The sequence below is a fragment of the Pararhizobium sp. DWP1-1-3 genome (assembly GCF_049896125.1).
GTDB lineage: Bacteria > Pseudomonadota > Alphaproteobacteria > Rhizobiales > Rhizobiaceae > Pararhizobium.
The window spans coordinates 14,753-31,152 of sequence record NZ_JAFCTR010000016.1 but is presented as its reverse complement, the minus strand read 5'-3'; the positions used below and the strand labels follow the sequence as shown (position 1 = coordinate 31,152).

15 protein-coding genes are annotated in these 16,400 nt (G+C 61.3%); 9 read left to right on the top strand and 6 right to left on the bottom strand.

Annotation, left to right across the window (positions count from 1 at the left end; all coding sequences use genetic code 11):
* Window positions 1-262 precede the first annotated feature (262 nt).
* The 5 genes from ACP7BS_RS24595 to ACP7BS_RS24575 all read right to left on the bottom strand — a co-directional run bounded on the left by ACP7BS_RS24595 (window position 263) and on the right by ACP7BS_RS24575 (window position 4,759).
* Window positions 263-1,432: a M20 aminoacylase family protein gene (locus ACP7BS_RS24595; protein ID WP_426240200.1), complete on the bottom strand. Its 1,170-nt coding sequence runs from the start codon at window positions 1,430-1,432 to the stop codon at window positions 263-265.
* A 1-nt stretch (window position 1,433) separates the two neighbouring features.
* Window positions 1,434-2,273, bottom strand: a complete 840-nt coding sequence (locus ACP7BS_RS24590; RefSeq protein ID WP_426229205.1) for an ABC transporter permease — start codon at window positions 2,271-2,273, stop codon at window positions 1,434-1,436.
* The gene (locus ACP7BS_RS24585; RefSeq protein WP_426240199.1) at window positions 2,270-2,998 is read right to left on the bottom strand and encodes an ABC transporter permease; all 729 of its coding nucleotides are present in this window, start codon (window positions 2,996-2,998) and stop codon (window positions 2,270-2,272) included. Before ACP7BS_RS24585 ends, ACP7BS_RS24590 begins: the two co-directional genes overlap by 4 nt.
* 170 nt (window positions 2,999-3,168) lie before the next feature.
* Window positions 3,169-3,951, bottom strand: a complete 783-nt coding sequence (locus tag ACP7BS_RS24580; protein WP_426229203.1) for a transporter substrate-binding domain-containing protein — start codon at window positions 3,949-3,951, stop codon at window positions 3,169-3,171.
* Window positions 3,952-3,985: 34 nt separating this feature from the next.
* Entirely contained in the window at window positions 3,986-4,759 is a 774-nt protein-coding gene (locus ACP7BS_RS24575; protein WP_426229202.1) for an ABC transporter ATP-binding protein, read from the bottom strand.
* Between the two features lie 211 nt (window positions 4,760-4,970).
* Here ACP7BS_RS24575 and ACP7BS_RS24570 point away from each other — a divergent pair, with 211 nt between their 5' ends.
* The 9 genes from ACP7BS_RS24570 (at window position 4,971) to ACP7BS_RS24530 (ending at window position 15,048) form a co-directional block, all read left to right on the top strand.
* Window positions 4,971-5,849 (top strand): dimethylarginine dimethylaminohydrolase family protein, encoded by an 879-nt coding sequence (locus tag ACP7BS_RS24570; protein ID WP_426240198.1) that lies wholly within the window; start codon window positions 4,971-4,973, stop codon window positions 5,847-5,849.
* Window positions 5,846-6,520 carry a TetR family transcriptional regulator C-terminal domain-containing protein gene (locus ACP7BS_RS24565; RefSeq protein WP_426240197.1) on the top strand — a complete coding sequence of 225 codons (675 nt, stop codon included), beginning with the start codon at window positions 5,846-5,848 and terminating at the stop codon, window positions 6,518-6,520. The genes ACP7BS_RS24570 and ACP7BS_RS24565 overlap by 4 nt, the downstream gene beginning before the upstream one ends.
* 15 nt (window positions 6,521-6,535) lie before the next feature.
* Entirely contained in the window at window positions 6,536-7,726 is a 1,191-nt protein-coding gene (locus ACP7BS_RS24560) for a pyridoxal phosphate-dependent aminotransferase (protein ID WP_426240196.1), read from the top strand.
* Entirely contained in the window at window positions 7,723-9,333 is a 1,611-nt protein-coding gene (locus ACP7BS_RS24555) for a 5-guanidino-2-oxopentanoate decarboxylase (RefSeq protein WP_426240195.1), read from the top strand. The genes ACP7BS_RS24560 and ACP7BS_RS24555 overlap by 4 nt, the downstream gene beginning before the upstream one ends.
* A gap of 149 nt (window positions 9,334-9,482) precedes the next feature.
* A complete protein-coding gene (locus ACP7BS_RS24550) occupies window positions 9,483-9,911 on the top strand; it encodes a hypothetical protein (RefSeq protein WP_426240194.1) in 429 nt (142 codons plus the stop codon).
* A gap of 106 nt (window positions 9,912-10,017) precedes the next feature.
* Window positions 10,018-12,549: a protein translocase subunit SecD gene (secD, locus tag ACP7BS_RS24545; protein WP_426229196.1), complete on the top strand. Its 2,532-nt coding sequence runs from the start codon at window positions 10,018-10,020 to the stop codon at window positions 12,547-12,549.
* A 500-nt stretch (window positions 12,550-13,049) separates the two neighbouring features.
* Entirely contained in the window at window positions 13,050-13,280 is a 231-nt protein-coding gene (locus ACP7BS_RS24540; RefSeq protein WP_426229195.1) for a hypothetical protein, read from the top strand.
* A gap of 151 nt (window positions 13,281-13,431) precedes the next feature.
* The gene (locus ACP7BS_RS24535) at window positions 13,432-13,896 is read left to right on the top strand and encodes an RrF2 family transcriptional regulator (protein WP_426229194.1); all 465 of its coding nucleotides are present in this window, start codon (window positions 13,432-13,434) and stop codon (window positions 13,894-13,896) included.
* Between the two features lie 141 nt (window positions 13,897-14,037).
* Entirely contained in the window at window positions 14,038-15,048 is a 1,011-nt protein-coding gene (locus tag ACP7BS_RS24530) for a KpsF/GutQ family sugar-phosphate isomerase (RefSeq protein WP_426229193.1), read from the top strand.
* Between the two features lie 51 nt (window positions 15,049-15,099).
* Here ACP7BS_RS24530 and ACP7BS_RS24525 read toward each other — a convergent pair whose 3' ends face one another.
* The gene (locus tag ACP7BS_RS24525) at window positions 15,100-16,398 is read right to left on the bottom strand and encodes a capsule biosynthesis protein (protein WP_426240193.1); all 1,299 of its coding nucleotides are present in this window, start codon (window positions 16,396-16,398) and stop codon (window positions 15,100-15,102) included.
* Window positions 16,399-16,400: the final 2 nt, after the last annotated feature.

The following is a 16,400-nucleotide window of genomic DNA, read 5'->3' as shown; positions in this document are numbered from 1 at the left end:
GCAATCGGCTTAAGCGGCCCGAAAATTCGACCGGCTATGGTTCTCCTATCGACGATAAGAAACCTGCCGAGCGGTCCGCGTTGCATGATGACAACCGCACCCTTGCCAGGCTTTTATCCAGATGGGCTGCACCGCCGGTCAAAGCTTTGCCGCGCGTGCAGGCCCGAACATTCGACTGATCGCATCTTGCGATAGACGTGCCTACACTGTCCCGACTTGCCGCAGGAATGTCCCTTCCTGCGGCTTTTTCTTTTTTAAGCCGTTATGGCCGGGCGAGATAGGCTTCCGCCAGTTCGGTCCAGAAAGCGGCGCCGATCGGCAGCAGGTCGTCGTTGAAATTGTAGCCGGGGTGATGCAGCGATTTCTCAGTTCCGGTGACGCTGGAGCCAAGGAAGAAATAAGTGCCCGGCCGGTCCTTGATCATATAGGCGAAGTCCTCGCTGCCCATGAAGGCGCGTTCGAGATCGACAACCTTGTCGGCGCCGGCAAAGCGTATGGCGAGATCGCGGACGAAATCGGTTTCCGCCTTGTGGTTGATCGTCGCGTCGTAGCTGCGGTGATAGTCCACGGTTGCCCGCATGCCATAACTTGCCGCCTGGTTTTCGGCGATCAGCCGGATGCGGCGTTCCAGTTCGTCCCGCACCTTCGGATCGAACGAGCGGATGCCGACGACGATCTCGGCGCGCTCCGGAATGATATTGCTGGCCGAGCCGCTGTGGAACGAGCCGACGGTGATGACGGTCGGGTTCATCGGATGGATGTTGCGGGATACGATCGATTGCAGCGCCATGACGATGGAAGCGCCGCAGACGATCGGGTCGGCGGTTTCCTGTGGTTCGGCGCCGTGGCCACCAAGGCCGTGAACGGTGATTTTCGCTTCGTCGACGGCCGCCATGATCGGACCTTCCCTGAGCGCAAACTGGCCGAAGGGCAGGCCGGGCTCGTTGTGGAGCGCAAACACGGCATCACAGGGAAATTTGTCGAACAGGCCCTCGTCCATCATGATCTTGGCGCCACCGAAATTCTCCTCGGCCGGCTGGAAGATCAGATGCACGGTGCCGTCGAAATTCTTGCGTTCGGAGATGGCGCGGGCGGCGCCAAGAAGCATGGTCGTATGGCCGTCGTGGCCGCAGGCATGCATCAGGCCGGGGGTCTTGGAGGCGTAGTCGAGCCCGGTTTCCTCAAGGATCGGCAACGCGTCCATATCGGCGCGGATGCCGATCGAGCGGTTGCTCGTGCCGTTCTTCAGCGTGGCGACGAGGCCGGTCTTGGCCAGGCCCCGGGTGACGGTGTAACCGAGGCCTTCAAGGCAGGTGGCGACGAAATTGGAGGTGCGGACCTCTTCGAGCCCCAGTTCCGGATGGGCATGCAGGTCACGGCGGATGGCGACCAGTTCCGGCATGGAGTTGGTCAGGTTCACGTTCAAGGTCATGTCAGGCACCACGGGTTGGTATGCGATTTTCGAGATAGCGGAAGGCGAAGACAAGAATGGCTGTCAGGCACATATAGATCAGCGCGAGCAGCAGCAGCGGCTCGTAGGTGATGTAGGTATCCTGCCGCACCTTGGAGATGACGGCATAGACGTCGATGACGGTAATGGTGGCGACAAGCGGCGTCGCCTTCAATTGCAGCACGGTCTCGCCGTTCAGCGTCGGCAATGCCCGGTGAATGGCGCGCGGCAGCCAGATGCGGCGAAACAGCGTCCAGCGGCTCATGCCGTAGGCCCGCGCCGCCTCGATCTCGCCAGCCGGAACGCCGGCAAAGGCACCGCGCATGACTTCGCCTTCATAGGCTGCAAAGGAGATGGTCAGCGCTGCGACCCCATAGGGCCAGGATTCGCGCAGGTACGGCCAGAGGAAAGACTGGCGGATGGCCGGAAACTGCGGAAACAGCGAGCCGAGGCCATAATAGAGAAGCCAGAGCTGCAGCAGCAGCGGCGTGCCGCGAACGACGGTGCAAAACGCTTTTGCCAGCGCTTTCAGCGGCCATGGGCCGGTGACCTGGACGAGACCGAGCGGCACGGCCAGAAGAAAGCCGAGGATCGCAGTGCTGAACAGCATCGCCAGCGTGATCATGATGCCATAGCCGAGGCGCGGCAGATATTGCGGGATCCAATCCCAGCGCATGAACCAGACGATGCAGAACACCAGTGCGGCGGCGATCGCCAAAAGAACGATGCGGTGCGGCTTGAAGAAACTTTCGACCGTCGGCAGGTCTTCCGGCGTGATCGCCATGGCGTGGGTGGTAATGTCGGTGGTGGGCGTCTCGCTCATGACTGCTCCACGAAGCCACGCCGGGCCCGGCGCTCGATGATCCTGATGATGACATCAGAGACAAGCGTCAGCATCAGGTAGAGCACGCCGGCCGCACAGAAGAACAGCAGATAGGCCTTGGTGGAGCCGGCCGCCTGGCGGGTGACCAGCGTCAGTTCGGAGAAGCCGACGACGGCGAGCAGCGCGGTATCCTTGGTGGCGATCAGCCAGAGATTGGAAAGTCCGGGAATGGCATAGGGCAGCATGGCGGGCAGGGTCACCCGGGTCATCACCTTATAGGGCGACATGCCGTAGGCGCGCGCCGCCTCGATCTGCCCGGCCGGCACGGCCTTGATGGCGCCGCGCAGCACCTCGGTCGTATAGGCGCCCTGCACCACGCCGATGACGAAGATGCCGGCGACCAGCCCGCTGATATCGACCTGACCGATGCCGACGAGACCAAGCACGTAATTGAGCGCGTCGGTGCCGGCATAATAGAGAAGCAGGATCAGAACCAGCTCCGGTACGGCGCGCACGATCGTCGTGTAGCATTCCATCAGGTCGCGGGTGATCGGGCCGCCATAGAGCTTGCCGCAGGCGCCGCCAATGCCGAGCATCAGTCCGAAGGCATAGCCGCCGATGGCGATCTCGATGGAATTCATCAGGCCGCGCAACAGCACGCCACCCCAGCCGGGCGGTTCAAGTGCCAGCAGGCCCCAGTTTATGAAGGATACAGGATCGGCCATGGGTCCTCTTTATCGGGGGCTCCGCGTCCGCCGCATCACCCCCCCTCTGTCACTGCGTGACATCTCCCCCACAAGGGGGGAGATCATTCTTTTCCCTCGCCGGCTGCAATGTCAGGCAGGCGCAATAGACGCCGAGAGAGGGGGGTGAGCCACCGCAGACGGTTAGTTCATCACTGGCCGTAGACGTCGAAGTCGAAATATTTCTTCGAGAACGTGTCGTAGGTGCCGTTGGCGCGGATGGCCTTGATGGCGGCGTTCAGCTTGCCCTTCAGCTCGTCCTCACCCTTGCGGATGCCGATGCCGACACCGGCGCCGAGAATGGCCGGGTCGTCCTTGACCATGCCCTTCAGGTCGCAGCATTCCTTGCCCTGGTCGCTCTTCAGGAAAGCGCCGAGCGCGATGCTGTCGGCCTGCACCGCATCGAGACGGCCGGCAGCGAGGTCGTTGTTGGCTTCGTCCTGCGTCTGGTATTCCTTCACTGTCGCGCCGTTTTCACCGAAATATTTCGAGGCGTAGACCTGGTGAATGGTCGAAACCTGTACGCCGATCGTCTTGCCCTTCAGGCCTTCCGGCGTGGCTTCGAAGGTTTCGCTCTTCGGACCGATGACGCCGGTCGGGGTGTTGTAATACTTGTCGGAGAAATCGATGGTCTTCAGGCGCTCCTCGGTGATCGACATCGAGCCGATGATCATGTCGATTTTTTTCGAGGTCAGCGCCGGAATGATGCCGTCCCAGGCGACCGGCGTGATGACGCATTCGAGCTTGGCCTCGGCGCAGATGGCCTTCTGGAACTCCACTTCCCAGCCTTCCCAGTTGCCCGATGCGTCCGGCGAGGTGAAGGGCGGATAGGGCTCGGCCGCGAAGCCGACCTTGAGGGGCTCGGCCGCCACGGCACCGGCGGCAACGATGCCCAGAGCGAGCGAGAAGGCGATGGTTTTGAGCGTCTTTTTCATGCTGTTCCCTTTTTTGGTTTTCGTGGTTTTAGTTTCAGTGGATGGAGCTGATGAATTTCTTCAGGCGTTCGGACTTCGGGGCGCCGAAAATCTCGTCCGGGGTTCCCTGCTCGTCGATGACGCCATCGGCCAGGAAGACGATGTGGTTGGCGACGTTGCGGGCAAACTTCATCTCGTGGGTGACGAGGATCATCGTGCGCTTCTCTTTGGCAAGATCGGCGATGACGGTCAGTACTTCGCCGACGAGCTGCGGATCGAGTGCCGAGGTCGGCTCGTCGAACAGCATGACCAGCGGCTGAATGGCGAGCGCCCGGGCAATCGCCGCGCGCTGCTGCTGGCCGCCGGAGAGGAAGGCCGGATAGGCGTCGCGTTTCTCGAACAGGCCGACGCGGCGCAGAAGCGCTTCGCCGGTGGCGGTGGCCTCGTCCTTGGATTTGCCGAGCACATGGATCGGCACTTCGATGACGTTCTGGAGGATGGTCATGTGCTGCCAGAGATTGAAACTCTGGAACACCATGCCGAGCTGGGTGCGCAGGCGCTGCACCTGCTTGCGGTCCGAAGGCATCAGGCCGCCGTGACCGTCTTTCTTCATCACGATGGTTTCGCCATGCACCGTGACCGACCCGGAGGTCGGCAGTTCCAGCATGTTGATACAGCGCAGGAAGGTCGATTTGCCCGAGCCGCTGCCGCCGATGATGGCGATCACGTCGCCCTCATTCGCGGTCAGTGAAACGCCCTTGAGCACTTCGAGCGGCCCGAAACGTTTGTGGAGGTTTGTGACCGCAATCGCCTGGGCTGGTTCCGTCATGAAAAGTCAGTCCTGTCGAGACAGGTCGCCAAATCTGAACGCATGAAAACAGTTCCCCTGTTTGTCTGTCGTGCGGCATTTTTGCCTGTCACGCTGTTCCATGAAACGCATCGTGGCACTTGTGTAGAAATTATTCAACCGTATAATAATTTTCGACGCTGCTTTTTTTGGCAGTCCCGCCAGATGAACAATTTTCCAACAGGAGTAGACGATGACGGCTTATGGTTCGCAGGAGATGTCTGCCAATCTGACACGCGTGCTGATGCGCCGGCCGGGCGACAGCCTTGTTGCCGCCGATCCTGCGAAATGGCACTACGGGCCAACCTTCGATGGCGAAAAGGCCGTGCGCCAATATGCCGAATTCACCCGTCTGGTGGAAAAGTCCGGCGCTGAAATCCTCTGGCTGGAAGACAAGGGCGATGGTCTTGCCGACGCCATGTTCACCCATGATCCCTCTTTGATGTCCGACCGCGGTGCCATCCTCCTGCGCATGGGCAAGCCATTGCGCGAAAAGGAAACGGCACTGCACGAAGCGGCCTACAAGGCGGCCGGTATCCCGATCCTCGGCCGTATCGTTTCGCCGGGAACGGTCGAAGGCGGCGACTGCATCTGGCTCGACGCCGAAACACTGGTCGTCGGCCGTGGCGTGCGCACCAATGAGGAGGGGATCTCCCAGCTCACCACGATGCTGGAACCGCTTGGGATCACCGTGCTTGGTTATGATCTGCCGCTCTGGCATGGCGAGGAAGCCTGCCTGCATCTGATGTCGGTGATGAGCCCGCTGTCGCGCGATCTGGCGCTTGTCTTCGCGCCGCTTTTGCCGGCTTCGTTCTACCAGTTGCTGAAAGAATGGGGCATCACCCTGATCGAAGCGCCGGCTGACGAGTTCCACGCCAGCAATGGCCTCAGCCTCAACGTCCTGCCGGTCCGGCCGAACGAAGTGATCATGGTTGCCGGTTTCCCCAAGACCAAGGCGGCGATGGAAGCGGCTGGGTGCAAGGTCGAGACCTTCGAGGCCGATGCGCTGTGCATCGCCTGCGAGGGCGGCCCGACCTGCCTGACCCGGCCGGTCCTGCGGCGGGCCGCATGAACCGCCGGACGTTCCACCGCGCGCCGGAGGGGGAGCGGCGACAGGAACTGATCGAGGCGACCCTCGATACGATCGCCGAGTTCGGACTGCGCGGTGCGACCGTCCGCCAGATTGCCATCCGGGCCGGCGTCACCGCCGGCCTCGTGCGGCATTATTTCGCCTCCAAGGACCAGATGGTGGAGGAGGCCTATCGCTCGGTTCTCGCCAGCTTCGCCGCCAAGGCATCCGATGTTTCCGGCGATCCGGGCACGCGGCTGAAGCGGTTCATCACGCTCAACCTGACGGCCCCGGTCGCCAATGACCGCAGCCTGTCGCTCTGGGCGTCGTTCATCAGCCAAGTCCGGCTGGATCCGGAGCTTGCGGCGATCCACCGTGAAGGCTATCTCGGTTTCCGCAATGATTTGCAGGGCTTGATCGGCGATTTCCTGAAAGCAGAAGGCCGGTCTTCGGGCGAAGCGGAGTGCCGCCGCCATGCGATTGCCATCAATGGCATGATAGACGGGCTGTGGCTGGAGGCTTGCCTTGCAGGCGAGCTTTTCGAAGAGGCCGAGCTTGTGGCAATCGCAGTGTCGTCGAGCGAAGCCCTGTTGGGATTGCCGTTCGGCAGGGACGAACACGTGGCCGCTTCACAGCAGCTGAGCGCGGCAAGCATGCCGCAAGATTCTGACTGAGGGTAGGAGACCCCTATGCGCTATTCATCGATCACCGACCGTCTGGCCGATCTCGGATCGGAAAAATGGGCGCTGCACATCCGCGCGCGGCAGATGCAGGCAAGCGGCACGGAGGTCATTCAGCTGACCATCGGCGAACCGGACATGCCTGCCGATCCCTCGCTGATCGCCGAGGCGCAGCGGGCGATGAATGCCGGGCGCTACCGCTATTCCAACGGCCGTGGCGAGCCTTCGGTGGTCAACGCGCTGACCGCCCGCTACGCCAAGCGCCGCCCGGATGTGACGGCGGAAAACGTGCTCTGCTTTCCCGGCACGCAGACGGCGCTGTTTTCCGTCATGCTGGGTCTGGTCGAGACCGGTGACGGCGTTTTGGTCGGCGATCCGCTTTATGCCACCTATGATGGGGTCATCCAGTCGACCGGCGCGCATCGCGTCACCGTGCCGTTGAAGCCGGAGCATGGTTTTCACATGCAGGCTGCCGATCTCGAAAAGGCGATCACGCCGAAATGCCGGGTTCTGTTGCTCAACACGCCGCACAATCCGACCGGTGCCGTGCTGACGGCCGCCGAGATCAAGGCCATCGGCGACATTTGCCGCAAGCACGATCTCTGGATCGTCTGCGACGAGGTTTATGAGGAACTGATCTTCAACGGCCCGTTCGCCTCGCCCTTTGACGATCCGGAACTGGCCGAGCGCACGATCGTGGTATCGTCGATCTCCAAGTCGCACGCCGCCCCCGGCTTCCGCAGCGGCTGGGCTGTCGGCCCGGTCGAGTTCTCCAGCCGCCTGTTGCCGGTTTCCGAGACCATGCTGTTCGGCGTCCAGCCCTTCATTGCCGACATGACCGCCTATGCGCTGACCCATGACATCGGCACGTCGGCCGCCATGCGCACGTCCTACAAGACCCGCGCCGATCTGATCGTCGAGGGACTGTCGAATGTGCCGGGTATCGTGCCGCTGCCGCCGGAAGCCGGCATGTTCACGCTGATCGATGTACGCGGCACCGGCCTGACCGGCGAAGCTTTTGCCTGGATGCTTCTGGAGCAGGAGCATGTTGCGGTCATGCCCGGAGCATCGTTCGGCAACGAGGCGACCTCCTTCGTGCGCGTCAGCCTGACGGTTCCGGACACGGTCATTCAGGAAGCCTGCGCCCGGATTACCAAGCTGGCGATCCGGCTTTTGACGCCGAAGGAGCGCCGCGCATGAGCGAAGTCCTGAAAACCGTCGGCGAGGTGCTGGTCGACCTGCTCGAGGCCAATGGCGTCGAGGTCGTGTTCGGCATTCCCGGCGTGCATACGGTCGAGCTCTATCGCGGCCTTGCCGCCTCGAAGATCCGCCACGTGACGCCACGCCATGAGCAGGGTGCTGGCTTCATGGCTGACGGTTATGCCCGCGTCAGCGGCAAGCCCGGCGTAGCCTTGGTGATCACCGGGCCGGGGCTCACCAACACCATCACGGCGATGGCGCAGGCGCGGCAGGATTCGATGCCGATGCTGGTCATTTCCGGCGTCAACCGGCGCGATTCGCTCGGCCATGGCCGTGGACTGCTGCACGAACTGCCTGACCAGCACGGCATGATCAAGACGCTGGCGCTCTATTCGCAGACGTTGCTCAATCCGGCCGATCTCGGGCCTGTGGTCGAGCGCGCCTTTGCGATCCTCACCTCCGGCAGGCCCGGGCCGGTCCATATCGAAATCCCGACGGATGTGATGACGGCCCGGATCACTGCGCCGCCGCTCAGGAAAGCCACGGCAACGCGGCCACGGGCCGACGCCGAGACTTTGCAAAAGGCCGCCATTCTGTGCGGCCATGCCAGCCGTCCTGTGATCCTCTGCGGCGGCGGGGCGATCACGGCGGAAGCGGAAATCCAGGAATTGGCAGAGCGTATCGGCGCGCCGGTTGTCATGACAGTTAACGCGCGTGGCATGCTTGCCGGTCATCCGCTTCGGGTGCCCGCCAGCCCCAGCCTCAAGGCCGTTCGCTCGCTGATCTCCGATGCCGATCTGGTCATCGCGCTTGGCACCGAAATGGGCCAGACCGATTATGACATGTATGCCGATGGCGGTTTTCCGATCCTCGGCAATTTGATTCGCACCGATATCGACGCAGCCCAGCTGGCGCGCGGGCCGCATGCGGCCCTGTCCATCCTGTCGGGCGCCAAGGCGGCGATATCCGGTATTCTGGTGTTCCTGACGGCTCAACCGGCAAGCAGGGGCAAGGAACGGGCGGCGGCAACGCGCAAGGCTGCCATGGCGGAACTGACGGCGAAGATGCGGGCCGAAATCGGAGTCATCGACGCGATTTATCAGGCGCTGCCTGATTGCGTGATCGTCGGCGACAGCACCCAGGCCGTCTATGCCGGCAACCTCTATTGCGATGCGCCGCGGGCAAAGAGCTGGTTCAACTCGGCGACCGGTTTCGGCGCGCTCGGCTATGCGCCGCCGGCGGCCGTCGGCGCGGCCGTCGCCGATCCGGACAAGCCGGTCATCTGCCTTGTCGGCGATGGCGGTATCCAGTTTTCGCTGGCCGAACTGGGATCGGCGGCCGATATCAACGCCAATGTCATCTTCGTCGTCTGGAACAATGACGGTTACCAGGAGATCGAAAGCTTCATGGTCGAGTCCGGCATCACCCCGGAGGGTGTAAAACCATCGGCTCCGGATTTCCTGCTCGCCGCCAGTGCGTACGGCGTACCGGCGGTGCGGCTGTCAAAGGCCGGCGATCTGGGGGCGGCGCTGGCGGATGCGCGCAAACGCGGCGGTCCCTCGTTGATCGAGATCCATCAGACGCGGACGGCAGGCGTCACGGCATAAGCGCTGTGGCGTCGAGGATGTTCAACGGCGCGATGTGATGGTAAGATTTGACTTTGGTAGCGCGCGATGGTTTTTAGGCGCGCTTGTACGCTGAATCGGCGTGCAGTTCGGCGATTTGCTGTAAAAACGGCGCGCCAACGGGAAGGACGATGTCCTCTATGGGCATGAACGGCAACAGCATCGACAGGAACCAGGCAGGCAAGCTTTTTGCCGTGCTGTGGATTCTGGCGGCGGCACTTGCCATGCAGTTCGTCGCGTCGGCGCAAGGACTGTCATCGCGGTTTCTGACGGAGGCAAGTGCCGGCAACGTCGCCGTTCCGGAGGGCGGAGCCTCCGACACGACACTGGCGCGTCATGCCGTTCGTGCTTTTCCAGTTGCCGATCTGCGTTTCCTGGCTGATCGCATCGACGGCAAGTCTTCGCCGGGCGGGCCGGGGCCATTTGTGCTGCCTGCTCCGGTTTTCGTCGCGTCGATCTCTTACGGCAGCATGCCCTCTACCGGTCTTTTGCATGCTGCGATAACGGGCGTGAAGGGTTACACGACCCGCGCTCGCGGACCTCCGGCGTTTTACGCCTGAGACTGCCTGAGGCAGTCTTTTGCGCATCGGCGCAACTTTCCTTGACGCATCACACCCGCCGTCCCAGGCTCTGCCGGATGGGCGCGGGCTATAATGGAACCTCAACATGCGCACTTCGAAATGGGCCGTTCTGGCCTATGTCGCGATTACCCTGTTTGGGATACTCGCGGCGCTGCCCAACATCCTGCCGGCATCCGTCCAGCAGCAATATGCGTCCTTCCTGCCGGTCAAGCCGGTCACGCTCGGCCTTGACCTGAAGGGTGGTTCCCACCTGGTTCTGGAAGTCGATGCCGCCGGCCTGCGTCAGGCGCGTCTCAACACGCTGCTCGACGATATTCGCGGTGTGCTTCGCACCGAGCGGATCCCGACATCGTCTGCCCGTATCGCCGGCGATTCCATCGCCGTCAAGATCGCCGACCAGGCGGATCGCGACAAGGTGATGCCGAAAATCCGGGAGCTGGCGACACCGGCAGGCACCCTCGGTTTCGGTACGGCGAGCTCGGATATCGAGGTCGCGGCGGCAGACGACACCATCACCGTCAAGCTGACGGAAGCCGGCCTCAGCGAACGCATGACGGCCGCCGTCGATCAGAGCCTTGAAATCATCCGCCGCCGCGTCGACCAGGTCGGCGTCGCCGAACCGCTGATCCAGCGTGTCGGTTCCGACCGTATTCTCGTCCAGTTGCCGGGCCTGCAGGACCCGACGCGTCTGCGTCAGCTGCTTGGCTCAACGGCGCAGATGAGCTTCCACATGGTCGATACAACGGTCGATCCAAATACGGCCACGCCGCCGCGCGGCGTCGATATCCTGCCGGGTACCAATGACGGCGCCAAATATGCGGTCGAAAGCCGTGTGGCGATTTCCGGTGAACGTCTCGCCGACGCCAAGGCGGGCTTCAACCAGCAGACCAACGAACCGATCGTTTCCTTCACGTTCGACAGCCAGGGTGCGCGGCAATTTGCCGAAATCACCCGCGACAATGTCGGCCTGCCTTTCGCGATCGTGCTCGACGGCAAGGTCCTGACGGCGCCGCGCATCAACGAACCGATCCCCGGCGGCCAGGGCCAGATCAGCGGCAACTTCACCGCCCAGGAAGCAACCGTTCTTTCGGCACTGCTGCGCTCCGGCGCCCTGCCGGCACCGCTGACCATCATCGAAGAGCGTTCGGTTGGTCCAAACCTCGGCTCCGACTCGATCCGCATGGGTATCTACACCGGTCTTGCCGGCTTTGCCCTCGTCGTCACGCTGATGGTGCTGCTCTACGGCGCCTGGGGCATGATCGCCAATCTCGGCCTTCTGCTGCACACCATCCTCACCATCGGTGTGCTTGGTATGCTCGGTTCGACGCTGACGCTGCCCGGTATCGCCGGTATCATTCTGGGTATCGGCATGGCGGTGGACGCCAACATCCTGATCAACGCCCGTATCCGGGAGGAAACGGAAGGCGGGGCAGGGGCGATGAAGGCGCTCGATATCGGCTTCAACAAGGCCTATGCCACCATCATCGACAGTAACGTCACGACGCTCTCCGGCACCATCCTGCTGTTCATGTTCGGCACCGGTCCGGTTCGCGGTTTCGCGATCACCATGATGCTCGGCATCGTCATCTCGATGTTCACCTCGATCACCGTCGTCCGCCTGGCGATGCGTGAAGTTGTCGTCCGCCGCAAGATGAAGAAACTGGAAATCCCGTCGCTGTTCGGCGGCGTTCCGCATATTCCGAAGATCTCCTTCATGAAGGGCCGCTTCATCGCCATCGGCATGTCGGCCTTCCTGTCGATCAGCTCCGTGGTCCTGTTCTTCCATCCGGGCCTGAACTACGGCATCGACTTCGTCGGCGGTATCCAGGTGGAGGCGACGTCGAAATCCGTGCTCGACCTGCCCAAGCTGCGCGAAGAGCTGGAAGGGCTGAGCCTCGGCGAAGTGGCGCTGCAGGAATTCGGCCAGAACCAGTCGGTTTTGATTCGCGTCCAGCGTCAGCCGGGCAGCGAACAGGAGCAGACCGTTGCCTTGAACAAGATCAAGGATGGCGTGGTCCAGGTCATTCCGGACGTAAGCTTCGAACGCACCGAAGTCGTCGGTCCGACGATCTCGGCCGAACTTGCCCGTTCAGGCTTCCTCGCCGTCGTTCTCGCGATGCTGGCGATCCTGTTCTACATCTGGTGGCGGTTCGAATGGCACTTTGCCGTCGGCGCCATTGCGGTGCTTCTGCTCGACATCACCAAGACGATCGGCTTCTTCGCGCTGACCGGCATCGACTTCAATCTGACCGCCATCGCGGCCCTTTTAACGATGATCGGCTATTCGGTGAACGACAAGGTGGTGGTCTACGACCGCATGCGGGAAAACCTGCGCAAGTACAAGTCGATGCCATTCTCCGACCTGATCGACATGTCGATCAACCAGGTGCTGGCACGATGCATCTTCACTTCGATGGCAACGGCGTTTTCGCTGGTGCCAATGGCGATCTGGGGTGGCGATGCGGTGAAGAGCTTTGCCTGGCCGATGATTTTCGGCGTCATCGTCGCAACGACCTCGTCGATCTATATCGGCGGCCCGATCCTGCTGTTCCTCAGCCGCTGGTGGAAAGACCGCGAAGCAACCCGCGCTCCGGGAACCGAGTTGGCCAAGAGCTGATCGATTTCTCCATGAAAAAAATGAAAGGGCAGCTTCGGCTGCCCTTTTTTTGTCTTACGATGCGCCTACATAACAGCGGTGAACACGATTCGGATTCCGAAAGAAAACTAGATTTTCATTCTACGATCTCCAGTTTCGTGAACAAGCCTTGCTGCATTCGACTGAATCACCGAATGGAATAGTATTATTTTTCGCGGGTAGACAAATTTAATTGACTAAATTTGTGGTCTATCCTATCTTGTGGTTGTTCGCAGATGGCATAGGCCGCAGCGGAGACCTGTAACGCGCCCGGAGAGCATCCAGCCGGGCCTTGCCGAAGGAGAGAGCCATGTCTGACGTTGCCCGCATCGCCACTTTCCGAGGCGCGCATTCCCATTGTCGCACAACGAAAGACCTTTGCATTCGCACCTTCTGGCGAATGTGAATTCCACGCAGTCTTTTCTTTTGAATGTTGCACGATTTGAATGATCCGCGCCGAGGCGCGGTAGGAGCACTATCCCATGAGCAAGCAGGTTATAGAATTCGGCGGTGAAGCTGTCGGTGTCGTCGTCCCGGATGCAGGCCGGTTGAAGTTCGTCGCTGTGAAATATCACGTCTGGGATCTTGATTCGCGCCACTTTCGCTCGGCCGAAGAAGCAAGGGCGGCGGTGCGTCAGTTGATGTCGGCACAGGCTGTCCGCCAGCCGGTGTTGCCGGTTCAGGACACCTCAGCGGTCTATGCGGTCGCATAAGCCACAAATAGGTATGAAAACCGCAGTTTGGCCATCTTTTCACTAAATCGGTATATTGGCACGGCTTCCCATGTGATATGCCGGGTTATGTGATGGCAATCAGCAAATAGGCGCCATTTTCGATGCCTATTTGTGAAAAGAGCGAACTGCGATGCTGACCAAAAAGGGAAAATACGGATTGAAGGCGCTGGTCGATCTGGCGCGGCTTGATCCGGGTGAGACAGCCTTCATCACCGAGATCGCCAGCCGGAACAATATCCCGAAGAAGTTTCTCGATACTATTCTGCTGGAACTGCGAAATGCCGGCATCCTGCGCTCGAAAAAAGGACCCGGCGGCGGTTATTCGCTATCGCGGCCCGCATCCGAAATCCGCATCGGCCAGGTCGTGCGGACGCTGGACGGCCCTCTGGCACCGATCCGCTGTGCCAGCCGTACGGCGTACGAAGTCTGCGACGACTGCAACGATCCGGATACGTGCGAAGTCCGCAGGTCGATGACGACAGTCCGCGATGCCATCGCCGATATTCTCGATACGATGACCCTGGAAGCTTTCGTCGGCAATCCCGGCCAGTTGACTGCCGGGGAAGACGAGATCGTCGCACAGCGGGCAAGCTGACCCCGCAGGTTCCTGTCCTCGACCGCCGGACTTGACGGTCAGGCCTATTGCGCCAATAAGAGGGCAATTCGGCCGTTTTGGCCGATCCGCGAGTGCTCTGGTGATAACGGGATGCCTCGGTGTGGTTTTGGAGTGGCGATCATGGGTCTCAGGCAAATCGATATGAACCCTCCGCAAGAAGGCATTGTCATTGAATCGCTGCGGCGATCGATTGCCACGGCAGTCGATGGTATCAACGCATTTGCAACCCAATTTTCCGCCGATCCAGCGCTTGCGCGCAGCCTGGTTGATGCTGTCGAACTGATCGCAGGCGGCCGTGGCCGCGTGGTCGTTTCCGGGGTTGGCAAGAGTGGCCATATCGGCCGCAAGATCGCTGCGACCATGGCATCGACCGGGACATCCGCCTATTTCGTGCATCCGACCGAAGCCAGCCATGGCGATCTCGGCATGATCACGTCCGAAGATCTGCTCATCCTGCTGTCATGGTCAGGAGAGACCGTCGAGCTTGGAAACATGCTGGCTTACGCCAAACGTTTCAATGTCCCGGTCGTTTCCGTCACGTCCAATCCCGAAAGCCTGCTGGCGCGCAATTCCAGCGTCGCCATCACCCTGCCCAAGGTGCAGGAAGCCTGTCCGCACGGGCTGGCGCCAACCACCTCGGCGATGCTGCAACTGGCTGTGGGTGACGCACTGGCGATTGCGCTTCTCGAACGGCGCGGGTTCTCTGCCCAGGACTTCAAGACCTTCCACCCCGGCGGCAAACTCGGATCGCAGCTGCTTCTCGTTCAGGAACTGGCGCATGACGGCGATGCCATCCCGCTGCTGCCGCTCGGCAGCCCAATGGGCGACGCGGTCATCCAGATGTCCTCGAAAGGCTTTGGCGTTGTCGGAATTACCGGTGAGACGGGCAAACTCGTTGGAGTGATCACCGATGGCGATTTGCGCCGCCATATGTCACAGGACCTTCTGCTCGAAAGCGTCGATACGGTCATGTCGCACAGCCCGCGGGTCATCAAGGGTAGTGTGTTGGCCAGTGCAGCGATGGAAATCATGCAGGCACAAAAGGTGACTGTACTGTTCCTGGTCGATGAGACCGGTGTTCCCAGCGGGATACTTCATATTCACGATCTTTTGCGCGCAGGCGTTGCGTAAGCGGACGCCGACAGGATTTGGTGCGCGGATGACACGCGCCCGGTAGATGGATCAGAAGCGACTTGACGAGCGTTTCGCCGGCTTCTGTCTCGGAGGCGGATCGACAAATCCGCCGGGCTTGTTCACGGAACGCTCGTGTAGTCTCTGCGCAATCGCCTCCGCGCCGCCATTCGTCCCGGCGGCGGAGTAGAAATTTCCCCTGACCTGGATTGCCGCCGCGAGCAAACGGAAAAAAGCAGCCCGGATCGTTTCCTCCGGCGGCCTTGGCGCGCCCCAGAACTGATCCAGTTCCGCCTGATCGCTGAGTTTTGCGATGTTGAAAACAGCCGCGCCCAAAACCTTGACGGGTTTGCCGATTTGCAGGGCATGAAGCCCCACTGTGGAATTGACCGTGACGGTGCCTGCCGCCCGGCCCAAGAGCGCACCCAGATCACCGCCGTCCAGGAATTGTATGCGCCGATCGATGCCGAGCCGGGTTGCCAGTCCGGCCACATAGGTTTGCCAATCGATAAGCCCGTTGTCGAGAGGATGGACCTTGACGACGAGACGCGCCTCGCTCGGTGCATAGTTCGCGAAAGAGGTGAGAACCTCGGTGATCGCCTCGCGCTGGTCATTGTAAGGAGAGTGCGCCCGCAGCTGAAAGTCGGTTTGCAGTTGCAGCGGGAAAACGAAAAACGGGGTAGCGCCGGCCAGAAGGTTGTCGATGAGCGCGGTTGCCGCCCGCTTTCTACGCCTGCCGCCAGCCAGACGCATCACCCATCCGGCATATTCGGCCAGTGGATGGGACAGAGCATGGCGGTGATAGTGCGGGAACAGAAACCACAGGAAGACATTCGGCAGATTGTAGAGAAGGTCGTATCCAGCTTCGGCCGCAAAACTCTGGGTATATCGTCTCGTCCAATCGGGCTCGGCAAGCGGCCGGGCCGCTTCGATGATCTGTCCGGGGTCTGCGGGAAAATGCGAATTGGACGACATCCCATCGCGTTCAAGCGTCAACCAGTCCGGCCGCAGATAGCCCATCTCGACAACCGAAATCTCGACAGCGCGCTCTCTGGCGGCGCCAATGGCTATCTGATGGTAGGGACGCTCTTCTCCCAACAGGATGAGATCGGTGACCGCATGCCAATCCATGAATGAGGCGACATAGGCGTGCCACTCATCGCCACCGCGGCCGCGGAAATTGTGGCCGCCCTTGCGCCGCCAGAAGATTTGGTCGCCCGGATTGAGGTTGATCCGCAGGCAGTGATGGCCTCTGGCCTCCAGCCGGCCGGCGATCTTGGCGAAGATCGGCGAGGATGGTCCCTGCAGGAAAAGGAACACGCGCCGCTCCGACGTTTTTGGCAAAGCCATCG

Excerpts from the sequence above, each read along its gene's own strand:
- secD (WP_426229196.1), top strand. The coding sequence starts at position 10,018 with ATGCGCACTTCGAAATGGGCCGTTCTGGCCTATGTCGCGATTACCCTG.
- ACP7BS_RS24560 (WP_426240196.1), top strand. The coding sequence starts at position 6,536 with ATGCGCTATTCATCGATCACCGACCGTCTGGCCGATCTCGGATCGGAA.
- ACP7BS_RS24525 (WP_426240193.1), bottom strand. The coding sequence starts at position 16,398 with ATGGCTTTGCCAAAAACGTCGGAGCGGCGCGTGTTCCTTTTCCTGCAG.
- ACP7BS_RS24590 (WP_426229205.1), bottom strand. The coding sequence starts at position 2,273 with ATGAGCGAGACGCCCACCACCGACATTACCACCCACGCCATGGCGATC.
- ACP7BS_RS24565 (WP_426240197.1), top strand. The coding sequence starts at position 5,846 with ATGAACCGCCGGACGTTCCACCGCGCGCCGGAGGGGGAGCGGCGACAG.
- ACP7BS_RS24555 (WP_426240195.1), top strand. The coding sequence starts at position 7,723 with ATGAGCGAAGTCCTGAAAACCGTCGGCGAGGTGCTGGTCGACCTGCTC.
- ACP7BS_RS24595 (WP_426240200.1), bottom strand. The coding sequence starts at position 1,432 with ATGACCTTGAACGTGAACCTGACCAACTCCATGCCGGAACTGGTCGCC.
- ACP7BS_RS24575 (WP_426229202.1), bottom strand. The coding sequence starts at position 4,759 with ATGACGGAACCAGCCCAGGCGATTGCGGTCACAAACCTCCACAAACGT.
- ACP7BS_RS24580 (WP_426229203.1), bottom strand. The coding sequence starts at position 3,951 with ATGAAAAAGACGCTCAAAACCATCGCCTTCTCGCTCGCTCTGGGCATC.
- ACP7BS_RS24540 (WP_426229195.1), top strand. The coding sequence starts at position 13,050 with ATGAGCAAGCAGGTTATAGAATTCGGCGGTGAAGCTGTCGGTGTCGTC.
- ACP7BS_RS24570 (WP_426240198.1), top strand. The coding sequence starts at position 4,971 with ATGACGGCTTATGGTTCGCAGGAGATGTCTGCCAATCTGACACGCGTG.
- ACP7BS_RS24585 (WP_426240199.1), bottom strand. The coding sequence starts at position 2,998 with ATGGCCGATCCTGTATCCTTCATAAACTGGGGCCTGCTGGCACTTGAA.
- ACP7BS_RS24550 (WP_426240194.1), top strand. The coding sequence starts at position 9,483 with ATGTCCTCTATGGGCATGAACGGCAACAGCATCGACAGGAACCAGGCA.
- ACP7BS_RS24535 (WP_426229194.1), top strand. The coding sequence starts at position 13,432 with ATGCTGACCAAAAAGGGAAAATACGGATTGAAGGCGCTGGTCGATCTG.
- ACP7BS_RS24530 (WP_426229193.1), top strand. The coding sequence starts at position 14,038 with ATGGGTCTCAGGCAAATCGATATGAACCCTCCGCAAGAAGGCATTGTC.